Annotated in this window: 24 protein-coding genes; 18 read left to right on the top strand and 6 right to left on the bottom strand. The window is 67.6% G+C overall.

The window, feature by feature from the left end; genetic code table 11:
* Positions 1 to 28 precede the first annotated feature (28 nt).
* Together ACXAFN_RS04060 and ACXAFN_RS04055 are read right to left on the bottom strand one after the other, a co-directional pair.
* A complete protein-coding gene (locus ACXAFN_RS04060) occupies positions 29 to 1,405 on the bottom strand; it encodes an NCS1 family transporter (RefSeq protein ID WP_474986398.1) in 1,377 nt (458 codons plus the stop codon).
* Between the two features lie 88 nt (positions 1,406 to 1,493).
* Positions 1,494 to 2,240, bottom strand: coding sequence for an aspartate/glutamate racemase family protein (locus tag ACXAFN_RS04055; RefSeq protein WP_474986396.1), 747 nt, complete (start codon positions 2,238 to 2,240; stop codon positions 1,494 to 1,496).
* 391 nt (positions 2,241 to 2,631) lie between these two features.
* On the opposite strand from ACXAFN_RS04055, the gene ACXAFN_RS04050 reads away from it, so the two are divergent.
* Positions 2,632 to 3,288: an aspartate/glutamate racemase family protein gene (locus tag ACXAFN_RS04050; RefSeq protein ID WP_474986394.1), complete on the top strand. Its 657-nt coding sequence runs from the start codon at positions 2,632 to 2,634 to the stop codon at positions 3,286 to 3,288.
* Between the two features lie 186 nt (positions 3,289 to 3,474).
* Positions 3,475 to 4,413 carry an allantoinase PuuE gene (gene puuE, locus ACXAFN_RS04045; protein WP_474986392.1) on the top strand — a complete coding sequence of 313 codons (939 nt, stop codon included), beginning with the start codon at positions 3,475 to 3,477 and terminating at the stop codon, positions 4,411 to 4,413.
* Positions 4,414 to 4,534: 121 nt separating this feature from the next.
* Here the strand turns inward: puuE and ACXAFN_RS04040 are convergent, their stop codons facing one another.
* Positions 4,535 to 5,983, bottom strand: coding sequence for a YfcC family protein (locus ACXAFN_RS04040; RefSeq protein ID WP_474986390.1), 1,449 nt, complete (start codon positions 5,981 to 5,983; stop codon positions 4,535 to 4,537).
* Between the two features lie 431 nt (positions 5,984 to 6,414).
* Here ACXAFN_RS04040 and ACXAFN_RS04035 point away from each other — a divergent pair, with 431 nt between their 5' ends.
* The 9 genes from ACXAFN_RS04035 to ACXAFN_RS03995 all read left to right on the top strand — a co-directional run bounded on the left by ACXAFN_RS04035 (position 6,415) and on the right by ACXAFN_RS03995 (position 16,435).
* Entirely contained in the window at positions 6,415 to 6,951 is a 537-nt protein-coding gene (locus tag ACXAFN_RS04035; RefSeq protein WP_474986388.1) for an ureidoglycolate lyase, read from the top strand.
* A complete protein-coding gene (locus tag ACXAFN_RS04030; protein ID WP_474986386.1) occupies positions 6,948 to 7,784 on the top strand; it encodes a bifunctional allantoicase/(S)-ureidoglycine aminohydrolase in 837 nt (278 codons plus the stop codon). Before ACXAFN_RS04035 ends, ACXAFN_RS04030 begins: the two co-directional genes overlap by 4 nt.
* A gap of 386 nt (positions 7,785 to 8,170) precedes the next feature.
* Positions 8,171 to 9,946, top strand: coding sequence for a glyoxylate carboligase (gene gcl / locus ACXAFN_RS04025; RefSeq protein WP_474986384.1), 1,776 nt, complete (start codon positions 8,171 to 8,173; stop codon positions 9,944 to 9,946).
* Between the two features lie 91 nt (positions 9,947 to 10,037).
* Positions 10,038 to 10,814 (top strand): hydroxypyruvate isomerase, encoded by a 777-nt coding sequence (gene hyi / locus ACXAFN_RS04020; protein WP_474986382.1) that lies wholly within the window; start codon positions 10,038 to 10,040, stop codon positions 10,812 to 10,814.
* Positions 10,815 to 10,913: 99 nt separating this feature from the next.
* Positions 10,914 to 11,801: a 2-hydroxy-3-oxopropionate reductase gene (locus tag ACXAFN_RS04015; RefSeq protein ID WP_474986380.1), complete on the top strand. Its 888-nt coding sequence runs from the start codon at positions 10,914 to 10,916 to the stop codon at positions 11,799 to 11,801.
* 181 nt (positions 11,802 to 11,982) lie between these two features.
* Positions 11,983 to 13,338, top strand: a complete 1,356-nt coding sequence (locus tag ACXAFN_RS04010; protein WP_474986378.1) for a glycerate kinase type-2 family protein — start codon at positions 11,983 to 11,985, stop codon at positions 13,336 to 13,338.
* Positions 13,335 to 14,837 (top strand): pyruvate kinase, encoded by a 1,503-nt coding sequence (pyk, locus tag ACXAFN_RS04005; RefSeq protein WP_474986377.1) that lies wholly within the window; start codon positions 13,335 to 13,337, stop codon positions 14,835 to 14,837. The genes ACXAFN_RS04010 and pyk overlap by 4 nt, the downstream gene beginning before the upstream one ends.
* Positions 14,838 to 14,980: 143 nt before the next feature.
* Positions 14,981 to 15,712 carry a GntR family transcriptional regulator gene (locus ACXAFN_RS04000; protein ID WP_474986375.1) on the top strand — a complete coding sequence of 244 codons (732 nt, stop codon included), beginning with the start codon at positions 14,981 to 14,983 and terminating at the stop codon, positions 15,710 to 15,712.
* A 141-nt stretch (positions 15,713 to 15,853) separates the two neighbouring features.
* Positions 15,854 to 16,435: a DUF192 domain-containing protein gene (locus tag ACXAFN_RS03995; RefSeq protein WP_474986373.1), complete on the top strand. Its 582-nt coding sequence runs from the start codon at positions 15,854 to 15,856 to the stop codon at positions 16,433 to 16,435.
* A 10-nt stretch (positions 16,436 to 16,445) separates the two neighbouring features.
* Here the strand turns inward: ACXAFN_RS03995 and ACXAFN_RS03990 are convergent, their stop codons facing one another.
* Complete coding sequence (locus ACXAFN_RS03990) at positions 16,446 to 17,315, bottom strand: DMT family transporter (RefSeq protein WP_474986371.1); 870 nt, start codon at positions 17,313 to 17,315, stop codon at positions 16,446 to 16,448.
* A gap of 159 nt (positions 17,316 to 17,474) precedes the next feature.
* On the opposite strand from ACXAFN_RS03990, the gene ACXAFN_RS03985 reads away from it, so the two are divergent.
* Positions 17,475 to 18,563, top strand: coding sequence for a glycosyltransferase (locus tag ACXAFN_RS03985; protein ID WP_474986369.1), 1,089 nt, complete (start codon positions 17,475 to 17,477; stop codon positions 18,561 to 18,563).
* Positions 18,564 to 18,643: 80 nt separating this feature from the next.
* Here the strand turns inward: ACXAFN_RS03985 and ACXAFN_RS03980 are convergent, their stop codons facing one another.
* Positions 18,644 to 19,408, bottom strand: a complete 765-nt coding sequence (locus tag ACXAFN_RS03980) for an outer membrane protein OmpK (RefSeq protein ID WP_474986368.1) — start codon at positions 19,406 to 19,408, stop codon at positions 18,644 to 18,646.
* Positions 19,409 to 19,774: 366 nt separating this feature from the next.
* On the opposite strand from ACXAFN_RS03980, the gene ACXAFN_RS03975 reads away from it, so the two are divergent.
* From ACXAFN_RS03975 to ACXAFN_RS03965, 3 genes are all read left to right on the top strand, one after another.
* The gene (locus ACXAFN_RS03975; protein ID WP_474986366.1) at positions 19,775 to 20,785 is read left to right on the top strand and encodes a DctP family TRAP transporter solute-binding subunit; all 1,011 of its coding nucleotides are present in this window, start codon (positions 19,775 to 19,777) and stop codon (positions 20,783 to 20,785) included.
* A gap of 75 nt (positions 20,786 to 20,860) precedes the next feature.
* On the top strand, positions 20,861 to 21,337 hold the full coding sequence (locus tag ACXAFN_RS03970) for a TRAP transporter small permease (RefSeq protein WP_474986365.1): 477 nt from the start codon (positions 20,861 to 20,863) through the stop codon (positions 21,335 to 21,337).
* Positions 21,327 to 22,622: a TRAP transporter large permease gene (locus ACXAFN_RS03965; RefSeq protein ID WP_474986363.1), complete on the top strand. Its 1,296-nt coding sequence runs from the start codon at positions 21,327 to 21,329 to the stop codon at positions 22,620 to 22,622. The genes ACXAFN_RS03970 and ACXAFN_RS03965 overlap by 11 nt, the downstream gene beginning before the upstream one ends.
* A gap of 73 nt (positions 22,623 to 22,695) precedes the next feature.
* Here the strand turns inward: ACXAFN_RS03965 and ACXAFN_RS03960 are convergent, their stop codons facing one another.
* Positions 22,696 to 23,265, bottom strand: a complete 570-nt coding sequence (locus tag ACXAFN_RS03960) for a macro domain-containing protein (protein ID WP_474986361.1) — start codon at positions 23,263 to 23,265, stop codon at positions 22,696 to 22,698.
* Between the two features lie 144 nt (positions 23,266 to 23,409).
* On the opposite strand from ACXAFN_RS03960, the gene ACXAFN_RS03955 reads away from it, so the two are divergent.
* The 3 genes from ACXAFN_RS03955 (at position 23,410) to ACXAFN_RS03945 (ending at position 25,500) form a co-directional block, all read left to right on the top strand.
* Entirely contained in the window at positions 23,410 to 23,823 is a 414-nt protein-coding gene (locus tag ACXAFN_RS03955; RefSeq protein WP_474986360.1) for a type II toxin-antitoxin system HicB family antitoxin, read from the top strand.
* Between the two features lie 211 nt (positions 23,824 to 24,034).
* Positions 24,035 to 24,265 carry a DUF2798 domain-containing protein gene (locus tag ACXAFN_RS03950; protein ID WP_474986358.1) on the top strand — a complete coding sequence of 77 codons (231 nt, stop codon included), beginning with the start codon at positions 24,035 to 24,037 and terminating at the stop codon, positions 24,263 to 24,265.
* 251 nt (positions 24,266 to 24,516) lie between these two features.
* Positions 24,517 to 25,500, top strand: coding sequence for a TAXI family TRAP transporter solute-binding subunit (locus ACXAFN_RS03945; protein WP_474986356.1), 984 nt, complete (start codon positions 24,517 to 24,519; stop codon positions 25,498 to 25,500).
* The last annotated feature ends 84 nt before the right edge of the window (positions 25,501 to 25,584 follow it).

The raw sequence follows: 25,584 nt of genomic DNA, 5'->3' as shown, positions 1-25,584 counted from the left end.
GAGGGCCGTATGGCTTGCGGGCGGGCCGTCAGTCGCGGAAGCGCTGGCAGGGACCCCAGGTCTTCATCAGCAGCAGGTAGGTCAGGCCGGCCGGCAGCAGGCTGGCGTACCAGGAGACCGATGCGAAGCTCAGGGCGACCACGGCCCCCGCGGCGGTGGCGATCAGTGCCGCCGGATTGACGCCGCGATAGGGGCCCTCGGCGTCATACAGCTTGCCGAGGTCCAGGGTGCGGCGGCGGATCAGGTAGTAGTCGACCACCAGGATGGCGAAGATCGGGCCGAGGAAGGCGGAGTAGGTCTGCACGAACAGCTGCAGGCCGGCGGCGGACTCGTCCTTGACCAGCTCCCAGGGGAAGGTGGCGAAGGCCAGCAGGCCGACGATCACCGTGGCGGTGCGGAACTTCAGCTTGAAGGCGTCCATCAGCACGTAGGTCGGCGGCACCACGTTGTTGAGCACGTTGGTGGTGACCTGGGCGAAGGCGATGAACAGCAGGGTGGTCATCAGCAGCGGCGTGTTGTCGACCGCATTGGAGAACACCTTGATCGGGTCGGCGACGCCGGTGGCCTCGGACACCATGTAGCCGATCAGGCCCATGAACAGGGTGCAGGGCAGGATCGACATGGCGTAGAGGGTGGTCAGCAGCCCCGGGCCGCTGCCCTCCTTGTGCTCGCGGGAATAGTCGCTGACGTTGAGCATCATGGTGCTGTAGATGCCCAGGAACAGCATGGTGGCGCCCCAGAAGGGCAGGCCCCAGGAGCCGTCCATGGTCAGCATGCTGGCCGAGAGCTCGTCGCCGTAGCGCTGCACCGTGCTGTAGAACATGTACACCAGCGAACACAGGATGAAGGCGCTGCCGATGTTCTCCAGCCACTTGATGCCCTGGAAGCCCAGCACCGACAGGGCGATCTGCAGCAGCTGGAAGGCGATGAAGAAGAAGATCAGGTTGTCGAAGCCGAACAGCGTCGACGAGACCATGTTCAGGGCGCCGGCGCCGATCCAGCTCTGGAAGCCGTACCAGACGATCGCCGGCACGGCGCGCACCAGCCCCGGCAGGCGGGTGCCGGAGAAGCCGAAGGCGCTGCGCGCCTGGACCATGAAGGGAATGCCGTACTTGTAGCCGGCGGCTCCGTTCAGCGCCAGGGCGATGCCGATCACGAAGCAGCCGATGGCGATCGCCAAGGTGGCCTGCAGCAGGTTCAGGGTGCCGACCACGCTGGAGCCCATGGTGAAGGTGCCGATCGACACGCAGCCGCCGAACCAGGCCAGCAGGTAGGAGGTGCGGCCCATGATGCGGGTCTTCTGAGGCGCCAGCGATTCGCTGCCGGCGGCCTTGGTGTCGTGGGGAGCGGCCGGGGTCACGTGGCTATCGTCGCCCGCGGCGGGGCGGGAAGTCGAGAGGGTCATGGTGGGGTCCTCGCAAACGGGTGCAGTGATTGTGGTTGTCGTTGTCCCGCGGACGCGCGGGGTGCGGGGTTCGAGGAGCGAGCGTCCGTCAGCTCGGGTCGACGCCCTCCGAGAAGTGCGCGTAGCGGCCGATGAAGGGCTTGGGGCGGGGGAAGGCCAGGTCGCCGTGCTTGCTGGTGCCCAGCCCCAGGCCGACCAGCGCCTCGGCGAGCTTGACCGCGGCGGTCACGCCTTCGACCACCGGCAGGCCTACCGCCGTGGCGATCTCGTCGGTGAGATCGGCCATGCCGCCGCAGCCCAGCACGATGGCGCCGATGCCGTCCTCGTCCCGGGCCCGGCGGCCCTCTTCGATGATGCGCGCGAGGGCGGCGTCGCCGTCGTCTTCCAGGTCGAGTACCGGAATTTCCGCGGCGCGGACTCGGCGGCAGTGGTGATGGAAGCCGTACTGGTCCAGCAGGTGCTCGGCGATGATGCCGGTGCGGCCCAGGGTGGTGACCACCGAGAAGCGGGTGCTGATCAGCGTCGCCATGTGGAAGGCGGCCTCGGCGATGCCGATCACCGGGGCCCGGGTCAGCTCCCGGGCGGCCAGCAGGCCGGGGTCGCCGAAGCAGGCGATGATGTAGGCATCCACCCCCTCTTGCTCGCCGGCCCGCACCTCTTCGAGCACGCCCACGGCGCTGATCGCCTCGTCGAAGTGGCTCTCGATGGAGACCGGGCCATGGGCCGGCTGGGTGGCGCTGATCCGGGTGCCGGGCGCGGCGATCCCCTGGGCGGCGGTGGCGATGGTGTCGGTCATGCCGCGGGTGGTGTTGGGGTTGATGACGCGAATCTGCATGGCGGCTCCTGAGTTATTTTTGTGAACAAAGAAAGTTGTCTTTGTACACAAAGTAGTCGCGGTGAGGGGCATAAATCAAGCGATTCCCCATCCTGTGCCTTCCTGGTTTTCTTCTTATATAACAGAGACTTGCTTAATATCTAAGGATAATTAACTGGTGGTTTTTATTGTATACATCAATTTTCGCATCCTGGCTCGCCCTAACTGGGAACAAAAAATTCCTTAGAATGTATACAGTTCGAGTCCCTCGGGCCTTTACTGCCCACCCCATGGTGGGGCGGCCGACGATTCGAGTGAGGTCAGAGTATCGAGTGTCGTGGCGTGACGAGGGGATTGATTTTTTGTATACAAAGAGAGAGGCTGAATGCCGTATCCCAGTGAAGGAGCCGCCATGCGCCTGTTGATGCTCAACGGCAACACCAACATCGCCATGACCGACTGGATGGCACGGCGCGCCGCAGCCTTCTACGGCGAGCAGGTGGAAGTGCGGGCCGAGACCGCCGCCCGGGGCGTGCCCTATATCGCCTCGCGACGGGACTGTGCCCTGGCCGCGGGTGCGCTGGTGGCGAGCCTCGAAGCGCATGATCTCGCGGCACAGCAGGCCGTGCTGCTGGCCTGTTTCGGCGAGCCCGGCCTGGCGGCCGCCCGGGAGCTCAGTCCGGTGCCGGTGGTCGGCATGCTCGAGGCCTCGGTGCTGAGTGCCCTGCAGCTTGGGGCGCGCTTCTCGATCATCACCCCGGGGCAGCGCTGGCCACGAATGATCGAGGATGTGCTCCACGACCTGGGCGTCGGCCGCCAATGCCTGGGGATCACGCCGGTGACGATCGACGATCTCGCACTGCCCGCGCAGCGTGACGAGGCCCGAGAGCGCACCGCGGCGGCGGTCCGGGAGCAGGCGACGACGCTGGCACCGGACGTCATCATCGTCGGCGGTGCCGCTTTGGCCGGGCTGGCCGCGGAGCTCGAGGCGCCGCCGGGCTGCCGGCTGGTGGACTCGCTGGATGCGGCCCTGGCCCAGGCTCGGGCGCTGATGTCGCTGACGGCCTGAACGCGGCCGGCGATCGAGCTACTGGGGGCCGTCGAGGGCGCCACATCGCGACCGGAGAGCCGCTTGCAAGATAAGTGGGTACATTCTAGAATTTTATTGTATACAGTAAGTGTCGCTCAGGATCGCGAGCCCTCGCCCCGAGCCGACCCAGAACAACGGATCATCACAAGACCGGGAGGCTTCGCCATGACCTCAACGACACGACGCGACTATCCGCGCGACCTGATCGGCTACGGCCGCACCCCCCCCGAGGCCAAGTGGCCCGGCAAGGCGCGCATCGCCGTGCAGTTCGTGCTCAACTACGAGGAAGGCGGCGAGAACTGCGTGCTGCACGGGGACGACGGCTCCGAGCAGTTCCTGTCCGAGATCATCGGCGCCGACGCTTACCCCGACCGCCACCTGAGCATGGAGTCGATCTACGAGTACGGCTCCCGGGCCGGCGTGTGGCGCATCCTGCGCGAGTTCGAGCGCCGCGGCCTGCCGCTGACCGTGTTCGGCGTGGCCATGGCACTGGAGCGCAACCCCGAGGTGGCTCAGGCCTTCAAGGAGCTGGGCCACGAGATCGCCTGCCACGGCTATCGCTGGATCCACTACCAGAACGTGCCCGAGAGCGTCGAGCGCGAGCACATGCGCCGCGCGATCGAGATCTTCCAGTCGCTCTACGGCGAGAAGCCGCTGGGCTGGTACACCGGCCGCGACAGCCCCAACACCCGGCGCCTGGTGCTCGACGAGGGCAATTTCCTCTATGACAGCGACTACTACGGCGACGACCTGCCGTTCTGGACCCGCGAGGCGGACAGCCAGGGTCGCGAGCACAGCCACCTGGTGGTGCCCTACACCCTGGACAGCAACGACATGCGCTTCGCCGCGCCTCAGGGCTTCAACACCGCGGACCACTTCTTCACCTACCTGCGCGACGCCTTCGACGTGCTGTACGCGGAAGGCGAGGACACCCCGAAGATGCTCTCGGTGGGCATGCACTGTCGCCTGCTGGGGCGCCCGGGCCGCTTCCGCGCCCTGCAGCGCTTCCTCGACCATATCGAGGCCCACGATCGCGTATGGGTCACGCGCCGCGTGGATATCGCCCGCCACTGGGCCGAGCACCACCCGGCGCCCCGGGGCTGAGGCCGGCCCCATGGCGTTGCCGACGGCCCACGCGAAGCCGGGCGCCGCACCCGCCGTCCGAGGGCATCTCGGACAGCGGGCACGGCGCCCGGCTTGGGACGTCAGTCGTGGAGGGAGAGGCTCAGCCGACCCATTGGGTGGCCTGGGCGAACGCCAGGAAGCCCAGCGAGATCAGCACCCAGACGCAGAACAGCGGGAAGAAGAACTTGACCCACTTCTGCCAGGGCACGCCGGCGATGGCCAGGGTGGCCATGAAGTAGCCGGAGGTCGGGTAGAGGATATTGCCGATGCCGTCGCCGAGCTGGTAGGCCAGCACCGCGGTCTGGCGAGTGACGCCGATCAGGTCGGCCAGTGGGCTCATGATCGGCATGGTGACCAGGGCCTGGCCGCTGCCGGACGGCACCACGAAGTTGAAGCCGAGCTGGGCGAAGTACATGCCGATGGCCGACAGCAGGGTGGGCAGTTCGCCGACCAGGTTGCCCAGGCCGTAGACCAGGGTATCCATGATCTGGCCGTCCTCGAGGACGACGGCGACGCCGCGGGCCACGCCGGCGATCATGGCGCCGACCAGCACGTCGCGGAAACCCTTGTTGAAGCCCTCGCAGATGTCTTCGGTGGAGAGCCCTGCGATCAAGCCGACGACGATGCCCATGACGATGAACAGGCCGGCCATCTCCATCATGAACCAGCCCTGGGCCAGCACGCCGTAGACCAGCAGGGCGAGGAAGCCGAAGGTGGCGAGTGCCGCCCACTTCTGTCGGGTGTCGGCGACCAGCGCGCCCTCGTCGGTGGCATGCTGGAAGTGAACGCGCTTTTCGGCCTCGGCGGCATCATCGGCCATCAGGCTGAGCTCGGGTTGGCGGCGAATCTTCCGCGCATAGCGCATCACGAAGAAGATCCCGGCGCCCAGTACCGCGGTGAACGCCAGCGCCCGCAGGCCGAAGCCGGAATACAGCGGCAGGTTGGACAGCTGCTGACCGAGCCCGGTGTTGATGGGATTGAGGATGCCGGTGGTGAAGCCGGCGGTGGTCGCGCACAGCGCCACGGCGGCGGCGGTCACCGAATCGAAGCGCAGCGCGATCATCAGCGGCAGGATCACCGGCACGTAGACCAGCGCCAGCTCCTGGGTGCCGATGATGGTGGCGATGACGGCGAACACGCTCATCAGCACCGGAATCAGCAGCAGGCTGCGGTTGGCGAAGCGGCGGCTGAGCTTGTCGACGCCGATCTCGATGATGCCCGTGCGATGCAGCACCATGAACATGCCGCCGATCATGAAGGTGAAGAACACCACCTGGCCGGCGCTCATCAGGCCGTTGGGAATCGCCAGCATGAAGTCGACCAGGCCCACCGGGGTCGATTCGACGAACTGGAAGGACTCGGGGTCGATGGTGATGCGCCCGTTGGGGCCCGGTATGCGCTCGTACACGCCGGCCGGCACGAAGTAGGTCGCGATCGACGCCAGTGCGATGAACACGAACAGGATCACGTAGATGTGCGGGATCCGAAACGTGCCCTGGTGCTTCTTGGCCTGGGACGTCGCTTCGCCGCTGTGAGGTTGTTGGGACATGCGGTACCTCGGATTGTTGTTGGTCTGCGTCGAACCGCCTCGACGTAACGGTCGTCGAACCTGATACGTCGAGAGAGTATCGAGTGATATCACGAAATTCGCGTTTCACTCATCAAGCCTTTCTCGATTCGCCGCGTCCTCTCAGGATATGTCGTGGATGTGGTAGTAGCGGCCACGCCGCGGGTCTGCTGCGTGGTCCACCCGTTGAGTGAAGCTGAAGTTGGAAAAGATTTCCACAATATCTTTTTCACCTGCCGGTGTTTGTTGAAATTCTAGTTTCGGCGGTTAAGATGATGGTATCGGATCGCCGGAAGGTCAATGCCCGGCCGTCGGAGCGCGCCGTCACGCCACGAGCCCTCGGCATCGCGGATCGGCCGCCTTGACCGTCTCACCATTCCCGGGAGGACCAACCCTCCCCGACAGGAGGTTGCATGCTCGAACTCGAGGCCCGTCCCCTGACGCCGGACGCCTTCGCGCCCTTCGGCGACGTGATCGATACCCGCACGTCCGACTACTTCCATATCAACGCCGGTCGCACCCGCCGCTACCACGACCTGGCCAGGGTCGAGACCCTCGGCGACCAGGCCCGGGCGCTGATCAGCATCTTCGTCAGCCAGCCCGTCACGGTGCCGCTGGACCTGGCGTTCCTGGAGCGCCATCCCCAGGGCAGCCAGGCCTTCGTGCCGATGCACGAAGAGCGCTTCATCGTCGTGGTGGCGCCGCCGGGCGAGGCCATCGATCCCGCCGAGGTGCGGGCCTTCGTCACCGACGGCCGCCAGGGCGTCAACTACCGCGCCGGCACCTGGCACGCCATCCAGTCGGTGCTGGAGCGCGAGGGCGAGTTCCTGGTGGTCGACCGGGGTGGCGAGGGCAACAACTGCGACGAGCACCCGATCGAACTCCGCGTGACCCTGCCCGAGGGCGAGGCCGTCGCGCCGACCAGCCGTGAACGAGAGGAAACCTCATGAGTCAGCGTCAGTACTACGCTCCCCAGGGCGGTCATCCGAGCCAGAAAGTGATGACCACCGACCGCGCCATGTTCACCGAGGCCTTCGCGGTCATCCCCAAGGGCGTGTATCGCGACATCGTCACCAGCAAGCTGCCCCACTGGGACAACACCCGGCTGTGGGTGCTGTCGCGTCCGCTGTCCGGCTTCGCCGAGACCTTCTCCCAGTACATCATGGAGGTCTCTCCCGGCGGCGGCAGCGAACGCCCCGAGAGCGACCCGGGCGCCGAGGGCGTGCTGTTCGTGGTGGAAGGCGAGATGACGCTGACCATCGCCGGCGAGAAGCATCGCATGGTGCCCGGCGGCTACGCCTTCCTGCCGCCGGAATGCGACTGGCAGCTGCGCAACGAGGCCGACGCCCCGGTGCGCTTCCACTGGATTCGCAAGGCCTACGAGTACGTCGACGGCATCGAGGTGCCCGAGCCCTTCGTGGTCAACGAGAACGACATCGAGCCGTCGGTGATGCCGGACTGCAACGAGGTGTGGGCCACCACCCGCTTCGTCGACCAGGACGACCTGCGCCACGACATGCACGTGACCATCGTCACCTTCCAGCCCGGCGGGGTGATCCCCTTCGACGAGACCCACGTCATGGAGCACGGCCTCTATGTGCTCGAGGGCAAGGCGGTCTACCACCTCAACCAGCAGTGGGTGGAAGTCGAGGCCGGCGACTACATGTGGCTGCGCGCCTTCTGCCCCCAGGCCTGCTACGCGGGCGGCCCCGGCCCGTTCCGCTACCTGCTGTACAAGGACGTCAACCGGCACATGGCGCTGCCCTACAGCAAGCGTCGCTGATCGCCGTGATCGGCCCTGGCACGCAACGGTATGACGACACCCGCCCCTCGGCGGGTGTCGTCGTTTCGGGGGAGGGCTCGCCCTCGACGGCGGAGCGAGAGCGGGTCCGGCGAAGCGAGCCTGCGCCTCATCCCCTGAGGTATACGAGCGTGGCGCGTCAGGCCCGGAGTCTACCCCTTCCGGGGTATGGCGCCCGGCATCGTGATAATTGAATTTATGGATAGATTTTCCAATATCCCAAGTCTCTGATGTGGCTTGGGATTTTTTTTGGCCGCTACTCGTTGGAAATGTTTTCCAAAAGATGTTGACGACCCTCCCGGCACGGGTCTAGTCTCTGTATACAGAAATATTTTCCAAAAACAGAACTCGTCACTGGAGGAATCGTCATGGCTCGCATGACTGCCGCGGAAGCTGCCGTTCACGTGCTCCGGAAGGAAGGCATCGATGTCGCCTTCGGCCTGCCCGGCGCCGCCATCAACCCCTTCTATGCCGCCATGCGCAAGGTCGGCGGCGTGGATCACGTCCTGGCGCGCCACGTCGAAGGCGCCTCGCACATGGCCGAGGGCTACACCCGCACCCAGCCGGGTAACGTCGGCGTGTGCATCGGCACCTCCGGTCCGGCCGGCACCGACATGATCACCGGCCTGTACTCGGCTTCCGCCGATTCCATCCCGATCCTGTGCATCACCGGCCAGGCGCCGGCCAACAAGCTGCACAAGGAGGACTTCCAGGCGGTCGACATCCAGGCCATCGCCGGCCCGGTCACCAAGTGGGCGATCACCGTGCTGGAGCCAGCCCAGGTGCCGCGTGCCTTCCAGCAGGCCTTCCAGATCATGCGCAGCTCGCGCCCGGGGCCGGTGCTGATCGACCTGCCGATCGACGTGCAGATGACCGAGATCGAGTTCGATCCGGACACCTACGAGCCGCTGCCGGCCTACAAGCCGACCGCCAGCCGCGCCCAGATCGAGAAGGCGCTGGGCATGCTCAACGAGGCCGACAAGCCGCTGCTGGTGGCCGGGGGCGGCATCATCAACGCCGACGCCAGCGACCTGCTCACCGAGTTCGCCGAGCTCACCGGCGTGCCGGTCATCCCGACCCTGATGGGCTGGGGCACCATCCCCGACGACCACGAGCTGATGGCGGGCATGGTCGGCCTGCAGACCTCGCACCGCTACGGCAACGCGACCATGCTCGAGTCCGACTTCGTGATGGGCATCGGCAACCGCTGGGCCAACCGTCACACCGGGACGCTGGATACCTACACCGAGGGTCGCAAGTTCGTCCACGTGGACATCGAGCCGACCCAGATCGGGCGCATCTTCGGGCCGGACTATGGCATCGTCTCCGATGCCAAGGCGGCGCTGGAGCTGTTCATCGAGGTGGCCAAGGAGTGGAAGGCCGAGGGCAAGCTGAAGGATCGCCGCCAGTGGGCCGAGGAGTGCCAGGAGCGCAAGCGCACCCTGCTGCGCAAGACTCACTTCGACAACGTGCCGGTCAAGCCGCAGCGCGTCTACGAGGAGATGAACAAGGCGTTCGGCAAGAACACCCGCTACGTCAGCACCATCGGCCTGTCGCAGATCGCCGGCGCCCAGTTCCTGCACGTCTACAAGCCGCGCCACTGGATCAACTGTGGCCAGGCGGGCCCGCTGGGCTGGACCATCCCGGCCGCGCTGGGCGTGCGTCGTGCCGATCCGGACACCGACATCGTCGCGCTGTCGGGCGACTATGATTTCCAGTTCATGGTCGAGGAGCTGGCCGTGGGCGCGCAGTTCAACCTGCCCTACATCCACGTGCTGGTGAACAACTCCTACCTGGGGCTGATCCGCCAGGCCCAGCGCGGCTTCGACATGGACTACCAGGTGCAGCTGTCGTTCGAGAACATCAACTGCCCCGAGATCAATGGCTACGGCGTGGACCACGTGTCCGTGGTCGAGGGCCTGGGCTGCAAGGCGATCCGCGTCACCGAGCCCGACCAGATCGGCGCGGCCTTCGCCGAGGCTCGCGACCTGATGAAGCAGTACCGTGTGCCGGTGGTGGTCGAGGTGATCCTCGAGCGGGTGACCAATATCTCCATGGGCACCGACCTGGCCGGCATCAACGAGTTCGAGGACCTGGCCGAGAACGTCGCCGACGCCCCGAGCTCCATCGCCGCCCTGCGCTGAGGACGGCTGTCGCCCGGCCAGCGGTGGGGACCGGTGGTCGGGCGACTCGAGAAGTACGCTGACATACACGAGAAGAGACAGGGAGATTCACATGGCCAAGTTTGCCGCCAATCTCAGCATGCTGTTCACCGAGGTCGACTTCCTCGACCGCTTCGAGGCCGCCGCCAAGGCCGGCTTCAAGGGCGTGGAGTACCTCTTTCCCTACGATTTCGAGGCCGCCGAGATCCGTCAGCGCCTCGACGACAACGGCCTGGCCCAGGTGCTGTTCAACCTGCCGGCCGGCGACTGGGGCGCCGGCGAGCGGGGCATCGCCTGCCACCCCGACCGCGTCGAGGAGTTCCGCGCCGGGGTCGACCGCGCCATCGAGTACGCCAAGGTGCTCGGCAACACCCAGGTCAACTGCCTGGCCGGCATCCAGCCGCAGGGCGTGAGCGACGACCAGGCCCGCCAGACGCTGGTCGACAACCTGCGCTTCGCCGCCGAGAAGCTCGAGGCCGCCGGCATCCTGCTGATCGCCGAGCCGATCAACACCCGCGATATCCCGGGCTTCTTCCTCAATCGAACCGAGCAGGCGCTGACGTTGTTCGACGAGGTGGGATCGAGCAACCTGAAGCTGCAGTACGACATCTATCACATGCAGATCATGGAAGGGGACCTGGCGCCGACCATCGAGAAGCACCTCGATCGCATCGCCCATGTCCAGCTGGCCGACAACCCGGGCCGCCACGAGCCGGGCAGCGGCGAGATCAACTACCCCTTCCTGTTCGGCCACCTCGATCGCCTGGGCTACCAGGGCTGGATCGGCTGCGAGTACAAGCCGGCCGGGTCGACCCAGGAAGGGCTTGGCTGGCTGGATAGCGTTCGCTGAAACGCGACTGCGCTCGACATCTCGGGTTCGTAACGCGTTTCGCACCAGGAAAGATCAAGCGACGATGCGACGCATCACGCAAGTGACAGGAGAATCATCATGAGCAAGATCGGTTTTATCGGCCTCGGCATCATGGGCCGTCCCATGGCGGGCCACCTGCTGGACGCCGGCCACGAACTGACCACCGTCAAGCGCGGCACCCTGGACGAGACCCTGGCCTCCAAGGGCATGCAGGCTCTCGATGATCCCAAGGCGGTCGCCGAGGCCTCCGAGATCGTCATCACCATGGTGCCGGACACCCCCGACGTCGAAGAGGTGCTGTTCGGCGAGGGCGGCGTCATCGAAGGCCTCAAGCCCGGCACCCTGGTGATCGACATGAGCTCGATCGCCCCGCTGGCCACCCAGGACTTCGCCAAGCGCATCCAGGCCGCCGGCGGCGAGTACGTCGACGCCCCGGTCTCCGGCGGCGAGGGCGGTGCCATCAACGCCGCCCTGACCATCATGGTCGGCGCCACCCCGGAAGGCTTCGAGCGCGCCAAGCCGCTGCTCGAGATCATGGGCAAGACCATCACCCACATCGGTGAGCAGGGCGCCGGCCAGACCTGCAAGGTGGCCAACCAGATCGTCGTTGCCCTGACCATCGAGGCGGTCTCCGAGGGCCTGCTGTTCGCCTCCAAGGCCGGCGCCGATGTGGCCAAGGTCCGCGAGTCGCTGCTCGGCGGCCTGGCCCAGTCGAAGATCCTCGACGTCCACGGCGAGCGCATGATCAACCGCACCTTCGATCCCGGCTTCAAGATCAAGCTGCACCAGAAGGACCTCAACCTGGCATTGGAAGGCGCGCGTAGCCTCAATCTCGCGCTGCCCGGTACCGCCAATGCCCAGCAGCTGTTCCAGGCCTGTGCCGCCAACGGTGGTGCCGATTGGGACCACGCCGGCATCGCCCGGGCCCTGGAACGGCTCGCCGACCACGAGATCGGCAGCCGCTGAGTCCGTCCCGCCGGTCGTCGGGCGACGGCCGGCGGGGGACAGGGGAGGTGACTGCTCCCTGATGGTAGGCGTCGGGTCGTCGTCTACCTGGACCGTCGCTTGACGGTCCTTTGCCCGGTGTCGAGTCTTCCCCCTTAGACCCAGGCTCGTCACCGGGCCCTTTTGTTAAGGAGACCCCCGAATGAATGCCCTTTCCCCCCTGCTTTCCCGTGAGCGGCCCGAGGCGGCGCGCGCCTGGCTGAGGCGGCTCGGCGAGACCGCCGTCGCGGCCGTGCATCCCGATACGCTGCTGCCCGACCGGCTGCCCGATCCCCCGGCCGGCCGCACCCTGGTGGTAGGGGCCGGGAAGGCGGCGGCCGCCATGGCGGCCGCCCTGGAGCGCGCCTGGCAGGCGCGCCATCCCGAGGCGCCGCTGTCCGGCCTGGTGGTGACCCGCTATGGCCATGGCCCGCAAGAGCCAGATCCTCAACAGCAGGGCCCTCGAGGTCAGGGCGCCGAGGGCCGTCATATCGAGGTCCTCGAGGCCTCGCACCCGATGCCCGACGACCTGAGCGAGAAGGCCGCCCGCCGCATGCTCGAGGCCGTCGAAGGCCTCGGCGAGGACGACCTGGTCATCGCCCTGGTCTCCGGCGGCGGCTCGGCCTTGATGACCCTGCCGGCTCCCGGCGTGCGCCTCGACGAGAAGCAGGCCATCAACAAGGCGCTGCTGAGAAGCGGCGCGCCGATTCGCGAGATCAACACCGTGCGCCGCCACCTGTCGGCGATCAAGGGCGGGCGCCTGGCCGCCGCCGCCCACCCGGCCCGGGTGCTGACCTGGCTGATCTCCGACGTGCCCGGCGACGAGGCCTCGCTGATCGCCTCCGGGCCGACACTGCCCGATGCCACCACTCCGGCCGAGGCGCTGGCGATCCTCGAGCGCTACGGCATCGAGATCTCCGACGCCGTGCGTCATCAGCTCGAGGCCAACACCGAGGCGCCGCGCCCCGGGGATCCGGGCTTCGCCCGGGACGAGAGCGAGATCCTGGCCCGCGCCCGCGATGCCCTGGCCGCCGCCCGCGCGTCCGCCGAAAACGACGGCATCGAGGTGCGCCTGCTGGGCGACGATCTGGAAGGCGAGGCCCGCGAGCTGGGCCGCGCCCAGGGCCGGATGGCGCTCGCCGCCCAGGACGGCCTGACGCGACCGCTGGTGATCCTGTCCGGCGGCGAGACCAGCGTGACGGTCAAGGGCGACGGCCGCGGCGGGCGCAACGTCGAATACCTGCTGGGACTGTTCTCGACCCTCAAGGGCGCCGAGGGCATCCACGCCCTGGCCATCGACACCGATGGCATCGACGGCTCCGAGGACAACGCCGGCGCGATCTTCGATCCGGCCTGCTGGGCGCGCATGGAGGCGTTGGGCCTGGATCCCGACGCCCATCTGTCACGCAATGACGCTTATACTTTCTTCGAGGCGCTCGACGACCTGATCGTGACCGGGCCGACGCGCACCAACGTCAACGACTTTCGTGCCATCCTGGTACTGCCGAGGAGCTCATGACACTGCCGCCCCATGCCCCGATCCACGAGCCGATCCGTCGCACCAAGATCGTCGCCACCCTGGGCCCCGCCAGCGACCGCGACGGCGTGCTGGAGGCGATGATCGCCGCCGGCGTCGACGTGGTGCGCCTCAACTTCTCCCACGGCGCCCCGGACGACCACCGCCGCCGCCTGGCCGCGGTGCGCGAGATCGCCGCCCGCCAGGGCCGAAGCGTCGCCGCCCTGGGCGACCTCCAGGGCCCCAAGATCCGCATCGCCCGCTTCCGTGACGGCAAGGTCACCCTGGCCGAGGGCGCGCCCTTCGTCATCGACGTGGCCCTCGACCGCGAGGCCGGCGACGCCGAGCGGGTCGGCTGCGATTACCAGGCCCTGGCCGCCGACGTGGCCGCCGGCGACCGCCTGCTGCTCGACGACGGCCGGCTGGTGCTCGACGTGGCGAAGGTCGACGGCAGCGCCATCCACACCCGCGTGGTGGTGGGCGGCGAGCTGTCCAACAACAAGGGCATCAACAAGCAGGGCGGCGGGCTGTCCGCCCCGGCGCTGACCGACAAGGACAAGGCCGACCTGGAGACCGCGGTGGCCATCGGCGTCGACTACCTGGCGGTGTCCTTCCCGCGCAGCGCCGCCGACATGGTCGAGGCCCGCGAGCTGCTCGGCGAGGCCGGGGCCGACATCGGCCTGGTGGCCAAGCTCGAGCGCGCCGAGGCGGTGGCCGACGACGCCACCCTGGACGGCATCATCGAGGCCAGCCAGGCGGTGATGGTGGCCCGCGGCGATCTCGGCGTGGAGATCGGCGACGAGGCGCTGATCGGCACCCAGAAGCGCATCATCAAGCACGCCCGCAGCCTCAACCGCGCGGTGATCACCGCCACCCAGATGATGGAGTCGATGATCGAGGCGCCGCTGCCGACCCGCGCCGAGGTGTTCGACGTGGCCAACGCGGTGCTCGACGCCACCGACGCGGTGATGCTGTCCGCCGAGACCGCCGCCGGCGACTTCCCGGTGGAGACCGTGGAGGCCATGGCGCGGGTGTGCCTGGGCGCCGAGCGCGAGCGCATCGCCCAGTCCTCCGGGCACCGCATCCACGAGGGCTTTTCCAGGATCGACGAGACCATCGCGCTCTCGGCCATGTATGCCGCCAACCACCTGACCGGGGTGGCCGCCATCGCCTGCATGACCGCCACCGGCTACACGCCGCTGATCGCCTCCCGGATCCGCTCGGGGCTGCCGATCGTCGGGCTGGCCCACAACCCTGTCGCCCAGCGGCGCATGGCGCTGTATCGTGGGGTGATCTCGCTGCCCTTCGACACCAGCGAGATGGACGCTACCGAGCTCAACGATCGGGCCATGGCGCTGCTGGTGGAGCGGGCCATCGCCGAGCCGGGCGATCACGTCATCCTCACCCGCGGCGATCACATGAACGCTCACGGCGGCACCAATACCCTGAAGATCCTCGACGTGAACGAGAGTCATCGCCCCGGCGAATCACGTTCCGGCTGACGCTGTTGTCGGCACCCATGCTCGCTGGCCCCGATCGTCGCTGACGGTCGGGGCCATTTTTGTATACAATAATGAGATGGCGCTGTAGCCAGCCATCCCGAAACATGCGACAGTTCGGCGAGATCATCAGGGAGATCCATGTCATGAGCCATGCCTGGCACGAGGAGATGCAGGCCGAAGTCAAGGCCGGTGGCCGCGTCAGCGACCGCGACATCGCCGACAAGGTGCGCCACGCGGTGCTGATGCAGCGGCTGCCGCCGGGCACCAAGCTGCCCGAGGTGACGCTGGGCGAGGTGTTCGGCGTCAGCCGGTCGGTGGTGCGCAAGGCCTTGACCCGGCTGGCCTCCGAGCATGTCGTCGACCAGCGGCCCAACCAGGTGGCCCGGGTGCGGGCGCCGAGCATCGAGGAGACCCGCGAGACCTTCGAGGCCCGTCGCCTGGTGGAGGGCGAGGTGGTCGCCCTGCTGGCCGGCCGGCTGTCCGCGGAGACCCTGGAGGCGCTCGAGGTACAGGCGCGGGAGGAGAGCGAGGCCTATCGCCGCGGCGACGAGCCGGCGCGCATCGAGCACTCGCTGCACCTGCATCACCTGCTGGCCGAGCAGTCGCCCAACCGGGTGCTCGGCGGCATGCTCACCGATCTGGTGCTGCGCACGTCCATCGTGGTCGCCCTCTACAAGCGTACGGGGCTGGCGTCCTGCTACCAGGACGGCCAGCACGACCGGCTGCTCGAGCACCTGGCGGGCGGCGAGGCCGAGGCTTCCCGCCGCGCCATCCACGACCACCTTCACGGCCTGGAAGCGCTGCTCGACCTGAGCCCCCGCGAGGCGCGCATCGACCTGAAGTCGATCCTCGGCCGCACCCCCGAGCAGGCCTGAGCGCCGGCAGGTTGGACGAAGGAAGTAGAGGAGGCATCACTAGCCACCGCCCCCCCGGGCCTGACGAAGGCGCCCTATCCCCATGGACGCGGGGCGTCGACTATCCTGCCGACACGTCTCGCCGCTGAACAGAGGATGATCATGAACCAGACCCGTCGTCGACTGCTCCAGGCCCTGGCGCTGGCGCCCCTTGCCGCCCTGTGGTCGGGTGGGCTCCAGGCCCAGGAGCCGCGCCTGCCGCGAGTGCCCCTGACCCTGCACGGCGAGGCGGGGCCGCAGCGGCTGACCGTGGAGGTGGCTCGCAGCATGGCCGAGCGCGGCCGTGGGCTGATGGAGCGGGAGCACCTGGCGGAAGACGCCGGCATGCTGTTCCTCTACGACCGCACCCAGCCGTCACGCAACGGCTTCTGGATGTATCGCACCCGGATTCCGCTGGACATCGCCTTCATCGACGAGGCCGGGCGCATCGTCGATATCCATCGCATGGCGCCCTGCACCTCGGAGGCGGCCGGCAACTGTCCGGTGACGCGTCCGTCGGCGCCCTACCGGGCGGCGCTGGAGGTCAACGCCGGCTACTTCGAGGCGCATGGCATCGTGCCCGGCGACTGCGTCAGCTGGCCCGGCGACGGCGGCGAGTGCCGTGTCGTCGAAACGCCGTCTCGCGCCCGTCCTCGGGTCGACCCCGAGGCGAAGGCCGACACCGGCGCCGAGCCGCGCGGCTGAAGCCTCGGCTTCAGCCCGAGGCCCGACGCGGGGTGCGGCCGCCGAGGCGCACCACGATCAGCGCGAGGCCGGCCACCACCAGGCCGCCGCCGATCAGCTTGTGGGGCCCCAGGGGGTCGCCCAGCAGCAGCATGCCGAGCACCACCGCCAGCACCGGCATCAGCAGCATCAGCGGTGCCACCCGGTTGATCGGGTGACGACGCAACAGTCCGTACCAGGTCCCGTAGGCGACGATCGACGACATCACCGCCGTATACAGCACCGCTCCCCAGCCGCGCCAGCTTGCCTCGGCCAGGGCGGCCCAGTGGTCATGCTCGAACCACCAGGAGCCCACTGCCACCTGGGGGGTGGCGAAGAGCGCTATCCACCCGGCCAGTGCCATGGGGGGCACCGTCGGGCCCCGCTTGATCAGCAGTTGGGAAACCGCCCAGGCCAGGGCGCTGGCGAGCAGCAGGGCGGTGGGCAGCGGGGCGGGCAGCGTCGGGCCGCCGGCCAGCACCACGACGCCGGTGAACGACAGCAGCAGTCCCGCCAGGCGCCGCGGGCCCAGCTTCTCCTTGAGGAAGATCACCGCCAGCAGGGTCGCGAAGGGGGTGCCCATCTGCACCAGGATCGCCCCGGTGCCGGCCTCGGCCTGGCCCAGGCCGATGAACAGCAGGGCGAAGTGCAGGGTCCCGAAGGTCACCGCCAGCAGCGCCAGGAAGGGCAGCTGGTGGCGGGCGACCGGATGGAAGGGCACCAGCAGCGCCGCGACCAGGGCGAAGCGCACGGTGGTCAGCAACAGGGGTGGCAGTTCCGTCACCCCGACTTTGATGACGATGATGTTGAGCGCCCAGATGACGATGACGCCCAGTCCCAGGGCCAGGTCCTTGAGTGGCACGGCTCATCCTTGATCGGTCGTGGCATGAAGCCGCAGCTTAGCAAGCGGGTCGGTGGATGTCGTCTGCGGGGCGAGGCGATGTCGGGGGTGCGAGGGGGCGGCACTCGGGCGCCGATAGGGTATCCTGAGGGCCGATACATCGAGCTGGAGGGAACCGGCGTGCAAAGCGTGCTGTTCGTGATCGATCAGTTGGCCAGCGGGGGAGCGCCTCGCTCCGTGCTCAAGCTGGCGCGGGCCATGCGTGACGAGGGCGTGTCGGTGACCCTGATGTCGCTGTCCGATCGCCTGGGGCTGACGGTGCCCGAGGGCGTCGAGGTCTGCGTGGTGCCCTTCACGCCGCGGAATCGCGGCGAGAAACTCCACCGCTACCAGCTGCATGCGCGCCGCCTGGACGCCTATCTCGCCGACCATCCGGCGTCCTTCGACCTGGTGGTGGCCAATCTTCATCAGGCGCACCAGGTGGTCAGCCGGTCATGCCTGGCGGACCGGGCCTGGCTGTGCATCCGCTCCGATCCCCGCCAGGAACTGATTGCCTCCCAGCGCGGCTGGCGGCGCTGGGTCAAGCGTCTCAAGGTGCGTCGGCTGTATTCGCGCAAGCGTCTGATCGTGCTGTCGGAGACCAACCGGCAGTCGCTGGCGGCGATCGGCTGTCGTCCCCGGGACGTTCGGGTGATTCCCAACATCGTGGACCTGTCGCGACTGCAGGCGCTCATGGAGGCGCCCGTCGCCGAGCGGGCATGGGCCGAACAGGATTTCTGCCTCTACGTGGGGCGGCTGGCGATGGCGCAGAAGCGTCTCGATCGGCTGCTGCGCGGCTATCTGGCCAGCGGGACTCGCCTGCCGCTGGTGCTGATCGGCGATGGCGACAGGGCCGGCGTCGAGCGCGAGGTGCACCGGCTGGGGCTGGAAGAACGGGTCACGCTGCTGGGTGCCCGGGATAATCCCTACCCCTACATGCGTCGGGCGAGGTTGCTGCTGCTGTCGTCCGACTACGAGGGCCTGCCCAACGTGCTGCTGGAGGCCCTGGCCTGCGGCACCCCGGTAGTCAGCACCGACTGCCTGTCGGGGCCGTCCGATATCCTGCAGGGCGAGCTCGCTCGCGGGTTGGTGCCCCTCGGCGACGACGAGGCCTTCGGTGCCGCCGTGAGCGATCTGCTGTCGAATCCGCCGGCCATTCCGCCGATGCTGCTCCACGCCTATGCGCCCGAGAGCATCCTGTCGCGCTATCGCGCCCTGGTCGATAACTGACGCGACGGCCGAGCAGCGGCGCGATCAAGACGACGGCCGGGCGGCCCGGGCCACCCGGCCGTCGTCGTTCCCACGCAAGATCAGAAGGTCCAGCGCACCATGGCCTGGGGCAGCGATTCGTCGGTGTCCTCGAGGCCGAACTTGTTTTCCCAGTACTGGTACTCCAGGCCGATGCCCAGGTTGTCGGTGGCATGCCAGACCAGTTGCGGCTGGGTCAGCAGCTGGGCCTCCAGGTCGCCTTCCTCGGTGATGACGTCGACGAAACCCTCGAAGGTGAAGTCGGCGCCGCCCAGGCTGAAGGGGGCGTTCCAGGCCGCGGTGTACTGCATCGCACTCCCCTCGGCGGCGGCGCTCTCGTCGTTGCGATAGAAGGCGTAGACCTTGAAGAAGCTGAAGCCGGGCATGGCCAGATCGGCGGAGAGCCCCGCCAGGTGGGTGGTCTTGCGGGTGGAGGAATTGCGGTCGATATCCAGCTGGCCGGTCACGTAGAGCCCGGTCACCGGGCCGAAGGAGAGATCGAGGCCGGTGGCCTTGCCGATGTTGCCGCGCAGGTTCCACTCGGCGTGGACGCTGCCATGATCCTGCTCGTCCTCGCGGCCCTGGTCGAGGTTGGTGATATCCGCGAAGAAGAAGCTGTCGCCATAGGCCCAGCCGGTGGCATTGGCGAGGGTGAGGATGGCGTGCTTTTCGTTGTCGATGGTGAAGCCGGCACCGGCGGTGTCCTCGTAGTCCCAGCCGTAGAGGGCCTCGACCTTGGTGGTGCTGTACAGCGCGGCGCTGGCGCCCTGGGCGGCGAGCAGCGAGGCGGCAGCGGTGGCGATGGCGAGTTTGGTCCTGAGGTGCATCCGAAGTCTCCGTTGTTGGATGTTGTCGTGGAGCGGGTCGATGCGTCGAGCGTCCAGCCGCGTGACTGGCCCAGGCACTGTCGAGGCGGGGGCGGGGCCCGCGAGGGGCGGGTGGACGTCACCGAAGCTTGTTATTGTATCCAGTAATAATGGTTTATGGATGTCTTTATTGGGGACAATGCTTGGATACAGTTATAAACATCTATGTGAACTTCATCAACATTGTTTGTATACATTTTGTGGGGCGTTGACTCGGAACCGGGGTGGCGAGACTTGTGGGGGCGGGCGACTTGCAGGCATATTTAAAGGTTGCGAATAACCGATAACGCCAACCGTCGCTCGAGCGGCGGAACACAAGGACACGCCATGCCCACGACCCGCCCCCTCGCCCGCTTCGCCGCCTGCCTGGCCGGCGCCGCCCTGCTGACTTCGACGCTCTCCGCCCAGGCGCGGGAACTGTCCGTCTCCACCGTGCTTTCCGATGCCTTCCCCTGGGGCCAGGCCGCCCAGAAGTGGGCGGATCTGGTGGAGGAGCGCTCCGACGGCGAGCTGACCCTGCGCGTCTATCCCAACGCCCAGCTGGTCAGCGGCGACCAGACCCGCGAGTTCTCCGCCATGCGTTCAGGACTGATCGACCTGGCGGTGGGCTCGACCATCAACTGGTCGCCCCAGGTGCCGGCGCTCAATCTCTTCTCGTTGCCGTTCTTCCTGGCCGACGAGGCCGCCGTCGACGCGGTGACCGGTGGCGAGGCCGGCGAGATGATCTTCTCCGCCATCGAGGACAAGGGCGTGGTGCCTCTGGGCTGGGGCGAGAACGGCTTTCGCCAGTTGTCCAATTCCAGTGGCGATATCGACGCGCCGGCCGACCTGGAAGGGCTCAAGATCCGCGTCGTGGGCTCGCCGCTGTTCCAGGACACCTTCACCGCGCTCGGCGCCAACCCCACCCAGATGAGCTGGGCCGACGCCAAGCCGGCGCTGACCACCGGCGCCGTGGATGGCCAGGAGAACCCGCTGTCGGTGTTCGACGTGGCGCGCATCGACCAGGTCGGCCAGGCCCACCTGACGCTGTGGAACTACATGAACGACCCGCTGGTATTCGCCGCCAACCGCCAGGTGTGGGGCTCGCTCTCCGAGGACCAGCGCGAGATGCTGCGCGAGACGGCCGTCGAGGCCGGCGCCTGGGAGATCGCCAAGACCCGCGAGGAGCAGGTCGACCGCCTGGCGGCGATCCGCGAGCGCGGCGTGACCGTCACCGAGCTATCCGAGGCCCAGCACCAGGCCTTCGTCGAGGCGACTGAGAGCGTTCACCAGGACTGGGTGCCGCGGATCGGCGAGGAAATCGTCGAGGCGGCCCGCCGCGACATCGCCTCGCCCTGAGGCGCCGAGCCGTGAGACGGCGCCCGGCCACCGCCGGGCGCCGTCGTCGTTCCCTCTCCCTTCAAGATCCCCGTCATGAAACGTCCCGATGCAAGACTCGAGCGCGTGCTCGCGACCCTGGCCATCCTGGTCATCGGCCTGATCAGCCTGGCCAACGTGGTGGTGCGCTACATCACCGACGCCTCCTTCGCCTTCACCGAGGAATTCTCGGTGTTCCTGCTGGTGCTGTTGACCTTCGCCGGCGCCTCGGTGGCGCTGCGCCGCCATCGCCATATTCGCATCGCCCTGCTGGAGCGGGCCTTGCCGCCGGGGCCGCGGCGCGTACTGATCCTCTTCCAGGGGCTGTGCGGCCTGGTCGTGCTGGTGCTGATCGCCTGGTTCGGCGCCCGGCTGACCTGGCAGGAATACCAGTGGCAGACGCTGTCGCCGGGCCTGGGATTGCCCCAGTGGTGGTACCTGGCATGGCTGCCGTTGCTGGCCGGGCTGATGCTGTGGCGCCAGTGCCAGCAGACCCTCGACCGGCTGCGTGGGGGCCTCGACGATGAGTCCTGACCTGTGGATGCTGCTGGCCTTCGCCGGCCTGCTGATCGCCGGGGTGCCGGTGGCCTTCTCGCTGGGGCTGTCCGGGGCGGTGGGCATCGTCGCCGGGCTGTCGCCGGCGATGCTGGCCACGCTCGGCACCAACACCTACAACAGCGTCGCCAAGTATCCGCTGATCGCCATACCGCTGTTCATCCTCACCGGGCTGATCTTCGAGCGCGCCGGCGTGGCGGGGCGCCTGGTGCGCTTCGCCCAGGCACTGATCGGCCCGCGCCACGGCGGCCTGGCGCTGGTGGCGGTGCTGGTGTGCATGATCATGGGCGGCATGAGCGGCTCCGGTCCCGCCGACGCCGCCGCCGTGGCCATGGTGATGCTGCCGAGCATGACCCGGGCCGGCTATCCGAAGCCCTTCTCGGCGACGCTGATCGCGGCCTCGGCCTCCACGGCGATCCTGATTCCGCCCTCGGTGGCGCTGATCCTGTATTCCATCGTGGTGCCGGGGGTGGATCTGCGGGCGCTGTTCGCCGCCGGGCTGTTCCCGGGCATGCTGGCCGGGGCGGCGCTGCTGGTGCCGGCCTGGTGGCTGTCCAGGCGCAACGGCTGGGAGGCCCCCGGCGAGGTGGAGCGCCCGCCGCTCGGCGAGAGCTTCCGCCAGGCGATCCCGGCGCTGTTCGCTCCGGTGCTGATCCTCGGCGGGCTGCGCTCGGGGCTGTTCACGCCCACCGAGGCGGCGGTGGTGGCGGTGGCCTATGGCGTGGTGGTGGGCCTGTGGTTGACCCGCGAGCTCGGCTGGCGCGATCTCTGGGAGCTGCTCGGCGAGGCCGCGGTGATCTCCGGGGTGGTGATGCTGATCATCGCCCTGGCCGGCATCTTCGCCTGGGCCGGTACCATGCTGGGCACCTTCCGCCACCTGGCGGAGTGGGTGATCGGCCTCACCGACAACGGCCTGCTGCTGCTGGTGCTGATCATGCTGGCGGTGCTGGTGGCCGGCATGCTGCTCGATGCGATCTCGATCTACCTGATCATGATGCCGATCCTGATACCGGTGATGCAGCATTTCGACTGGAACCCGGTGTGGTTCGGCATCCTGCTGGCGATGAACATCGCCATCGGCCAGTTCACGCCGCCGGTGGCGGTCAACCTGATGGTCACCACCGAGGTGGCGAGGATACGCCTCGAGCAGACCGTGGGCTGGGCGCTGGTGTTCGTGGTGGCCATGGCCTGCGCCCTGGGCCTGGTGGTGGCCTTGCCGGGCATCGCCCTGTGGTTGCCCGGCGTGCTGGGCTACAACGTCTAGGCTTTCTGCGGGCTGCGGGCTGCGGGCTGCGGGCTGCGGGCTGCGGGCCGAGAGAACGCGGCCCCCTACGGGGTCACTCGCCTCGCCCCAGGGCGGCCAGGGTGCGTTGGTGCAGCTCGGCGCTGGCGGCGTCGAACAGCACGAAGCGCACCCGCTGCACGGCCGGGCAGCCCGGCAGGGTGGCCAGCGTCGTGGACAGGGCGATGCGCGCCGCCTCGGTGGGCGGATAGCCGAAGGCGCCGGTGGACAGCGCCGGGAAGGCGACGCTCGCGACGGCGTGCCGCTGGGCCAGTTCCAGGGCGTGGCGGTAGCAGTCGGCGAGCAGTTCATCGGAAGGCTCGTCGACCCCGTAGACCGGCCCCAGGCAGTGGATGACGTGCCGGTTGGGCAGGCCGAAGGCGTCGGTGATCACCGCCTGGCCGGGCCGGATGGGCGCCAGGGGGCGGCAGGCCCGGGCGAGCTCGGGCCCGGCGGCGCGATGCAGGGCACCGGCGACGCCGCCGCCGGTGCGCAGCGCCGCATTGGCGGCGTTGACCACGGCCTCGATATCGTCCTGGCGGGCGATGTCGCCCTGTCGGCACTCGATGCGGGACGCGGCGGGGTGCATGTCGGCTTCCTCGGAGGTGGCGTCGGGGTTCCCCATCAGTCTGGCGTCGTCAGTGGCCGGCTGGCAAGGAGGGTACGGAGGCGAGCCGCGGAAGGAAGCGATCTTGCACTATCGCATCGCGTCTGCGAGATGATGCGTGTTGCAGTCTTTTTTGTAGGTGAGCCAAAGGGAAAGTTCGTCATGCGTTACGCACTCCAGGTGATGCCCGACAGTGTTGGGTACATGGCAACCTGTCGCGATATTCCCGAGTTCATCGCGGCCGGGGAAACGATCGGATCGACCCTCGATGGCGCCGTAGACATGCTGGAAACCACTTTTGGCATCTATATCGATGCGAGGCGATGGATCCCAGCGCCTAGCTGTCCTCGAGAAGGAGAGCATCTGGTAGCCGTGCCCTTGAGCACGGTGCTCAAGGTGCTGCTGTCTAATCAATTGATGGAACGGAACTGGCGAAAAGCCGATCTGGCGAGAGCGATGAAAGTGCATGGCCCACAGGTCGATCGTCTGCTGGATGTGGGGCACAAGTCGAAGCTTGCGGCAATTGAGCGAGCCTTTGGTGCCATGGACTGCCGCCTGGAAGTCGCGGTCGTCTGACGACGGTGCTGTTCATATCACCCCCGCTGTGACGGATAAGGGGCGACGTGACCTTGATCTCTCACCCACTGGGAGGTGGAACCAGTAATGCATTGCCTGTCTGGTGCGGTGGGCTGGCGCGGGGCGAGGGCCTGGAACTCGGAGTTCCGCCGCGCCTCGCCCCGAAAGCGTAGACTGGCGGCCTTCTTCCATCGTGATCCAGGAGTCCTGCATGTTCGTGCCTTCCCGCTACCGTCCGCTGGTCTTCGCGGTGCTGATGTCGCTGTACATGGGGTGCCTGATGACGCTGGCCATCACGGCGGTCAATACCGGTCTGGGCGAGGGCTTTCTCGGGCGCTGGGGCCGGGCCTTCGTCATCGCCTGGCCGATCGCCTTGTTGTTGACCCTGATCGGTGCCGCTCCGCTGCAGCGGCTGACCGCCTGGATGACCCGCCCTCGCTGAGGGGCGCCGCCGGGTCCCGGATGACGCCAGGGCTTGCCATTCCCGTGGCCCTGGACCCGGGGATGGCGCATTCGCAGAGTAAAATAAACGAGCCCCTAACGTTGACGACAACTACACTGACAGGGAAGGAAAAATCCTCATCGGACAGACGTTTTTTCGCTAAAGTAGTAAGCAGCGGTCAAGCCGCCGTCGGTCCCCTCGCGGGCGACCGTCGATACCCGCTTCGCCCACAACGTCAAAGAGGTGCGTCAATGAAACGCCAAGCTTTCTCTACCACCGCCGCCGTCTCCGGCGCGCTGCTGGGAGCCGCCATGTTCGCCTCGCCGGTCATGGCCCAGGAAGAGGAACAGTTCATCACCATCGGTACCGGTGGTCAGACCGGGGTGTACTACGTGGTCGGGCAGTCGGTGTGTCGCCTGGTCAATCGCCTCGAAGACGTCAACATCAAGTGCAACGCCCCGTCCACCGGCGGCTCGGTGGCCAACGTCAATGGCATCAAGTCCGGCGAGCTGGACATGGGCGTGGTGCAGTCCGACGTCCAGTACCAGGCCTACAACGGTACCGGCAACTTCGAAGACGAGGCCTACGACAAGCTGCGTGCCGTCTTCCGCGTGCATGGCGAGCCGCTGACCATCCTGGCCCGCGCCGATGCCGGCATCGAGTCCCTCGATGACCTGGAAGGCAAGCGCGTCAATATCGGCAACCCGGGCTCCGGCCAGCGTAACACCATGGAAGTGGTGATGGATGCCAAGGGCTGGACCGAGGACTCCTTCGCACTGGCCTCCCAGCTGGATGCCGCCGAGATGGCCTCCGCCCTGGCCGACAACAACATCGACGCCATGGCCTATGTGGTCGGCCACCCGAACGGCGCGATCCAGGAAGCCACCACCACCGTGGAGTCGCGCCTGGTGCCGCTCAACGACGAGGACATCCAGGGCATCGTCGAGGAGTATCCCTACTACTCCATGTCGGTGATTCCCGGCGGCCTCTACAAGGGCAACCCGGACGACGTCGAGACCTTCGGCGTGGCGGCCACCTTCGTGACCGACAGCGATACCAGCGAAGAAGTGGTCTACCAGACCGTCAAGGCGATCTTCGACAACTTCGACCGCTTCAAGCAGCTGCACCCGGCCTTCGCCAACCTGGATCCGCAGGAAATGGTCAGCCAGGGTCTCTCGGCGCCGCTGCACGAAGGGGCCGCGCGCTACTATCGCGAACAGGGCTGGATCGAGTGATCGCTAGCCGTTGAGATCACCGCATTTCGCTGAATGATGCGCGGCCCTCGCCGAGGGCCGCGCATTGCGTTTGCGATGCCGCAT

The organism is Halomonas sp. ABH4_019, assembly GCF_056159885.1.
The sequence above is the reverse complement of the archived record's forward strand: the minus strand, read 5'-3'. Positions and strand labels throughout refer to the sequence as shown.

What these genes read in the sequence shown, in the direction of transcription:
- ACXAFN_RS04040 (WP_474986390.1), bottom strand. Translation starts at nt 5,983, where the DNA reads ATGTCCCAACAACCTCACAGCGGCGAAGCGACGTCCCAGGCCAAGAAG.
- ACXAFN_RS03975 (WP_474986366.1), top strand. Translation starts at nt 19,775, where the DNA reads ATGCCCACGACCCGCCCCCTCGCCCGCTTCGCCGCCTGCCTGGCCGGC.
- ACXAFN_RS03945 (WP_474986356.1), top strand. Translation starts at nt 24,517, where the DNA reads ATGAAACGCCAAGCTTTCTCTACCACCGCCGCCGTCTCCGGCGCGCTG.
- ACXAFN_RS03995 (WP_474986373.1), top strand. Translation starts at nt 15,854, where the DNA reads ATGAACCAGACCCGTCGTCGACTGCTCCAGGCCCTGGCGCTGGCGCCC.
- ACXAFN_RS04000 (WP_474986375.1), top strand. Translation starts at nt 14,981, where the DNA reads ATGAGCCATGCCTGGCACGAGGAGATGCAGGCCGAAGTCAAGGCCGGT.
- gcl (WP_474986384.1), top strand. Translation starts at nt 8,171, where the DNA reads ATGGCTCGCATGACTGCCGCGGAAGCTGCCGTTCACGTGCTCCGGAAG.
- ACXAFN_RS03955 (WP_474986360.1), top strand. Translation starts at nt 23,410, where the DNA reads ATGCGTTACGCACTCCAGGTGATGCCCGACAGTGTTGGGTACATGGCA.
- ACXAFN_RS03970 (WP_474986365.1), top strand. Translation starts at nt 20,861, where the DNA reads ATGAAACGTCCCGATGCAAGACTCGAGCGCGTGCTCGCGACCCTGGCC.
- ACXAFN_RS04015 (WP_474986380.1), top strand. Translation starts at nt 10,914, where the DNA reads ATGAGCAAGATCGGTTTTATCGGCCTCGGCATCATGGGCCGTCCCATG.
- ACXAFN_RS03950 (WP_474986358.1), top strand. Translation starts at nt 24,035, where the DNA reads ATGTTCGTGCCTTCCCGCTACCGTCCGCTGGTCTTCGCGGTGCTGATG.
- ACXAFN_RS03980 (WP_474986368.1), bottom strand. Translation starts at nt 19,408, where the DNA reads ATGCACCTCAGGACCAAACTCGCCATCGCCACCGCTGCCGCCTCGCTG.
- ACXAFN_RS04010 (WP_474986378.1), top strand. Translation starts at nt 11,983, where the DNA reads ATGAATGCCCTTTCCCCCCTGCTTTCCCGTGAGCGGCCCGAGGCGGCG.
- ACXAFN_RS04030 (WP_474986386.1), top strand. Translation starts at nt 6,948, where the DNA reads ATGAGTCAGCGTCAGTACTACGCTCCCCAGGGCGGTCATCCGAGCCAG.
- hyi (WP_474986382.1), top strand. Translation starts at nt 10,038, where the DNA reads ATGGCCAAGTTTGCCGCCAATCTCAGCATGCTGTTCACCGAGGTCGAC.
- puuE (WP_474986392.1), top strand. Translation starts at nt 3,475, where the DNA reads ATGACCTCAACGACACGACGCGACTATCCGCGCGACCTGATCGGCTAC.
- ACXAFN_RS04055 (WP_474986396.1), bottom strand. Translation starts at nt 2,240, where the DNA reads ATGCAGATTCGCGTCATCAACCCCAACACCACCCGCGGCATGACCGAC.
- ACXAFN_RS04035 (WP_474986388.1), top strand. Translation starts at nt 6,415, where the DNA reads ATGCTCGAACTCGAGGCCCGTCCCCTGACGCCGGACGCCTTCGCGCCC.
- ACXAFN_RS03960 (WP_474986361.1), bottom strand. Translation starts at nt 23,265, where the DNA reads ATGGGGAACCCCGACGCCACCTCCGAGGAAGCCGACATGCACCCCGCC.
- ACXAFN_RS04060 (WP_474986398.1), bottom strand. Translation starts at nt 1,405, where the DNA reads ATGACCCTCTCGACTTCCCGCCCCGCCGCGGGCGACGATAGCCACGTG.
- ACXAFN_RS03965 (WP_474986363.1), top strand. Translation starts at nt 21,327, where the DNA reads ATGAGTCCTGACCTGTGGATGCTGCTGGCCTTCGCCGGCCTGCTGATC.
- pyk (WP_474986377.1), top strand. Translation starts at nt 13,335, where the DNA reads ATGACACTGCCGCCCCATGCCCCGATCCACGAGCCGATCCGTCGCACC.
- ACXAFN_RS04050 (WP_474986394.1), top strand. Translation starts at nt 2,632, where the DNA reads ATGCGCCTGTTGATGCTCAACGGCAACACCAACATCGCCATGACCGAC.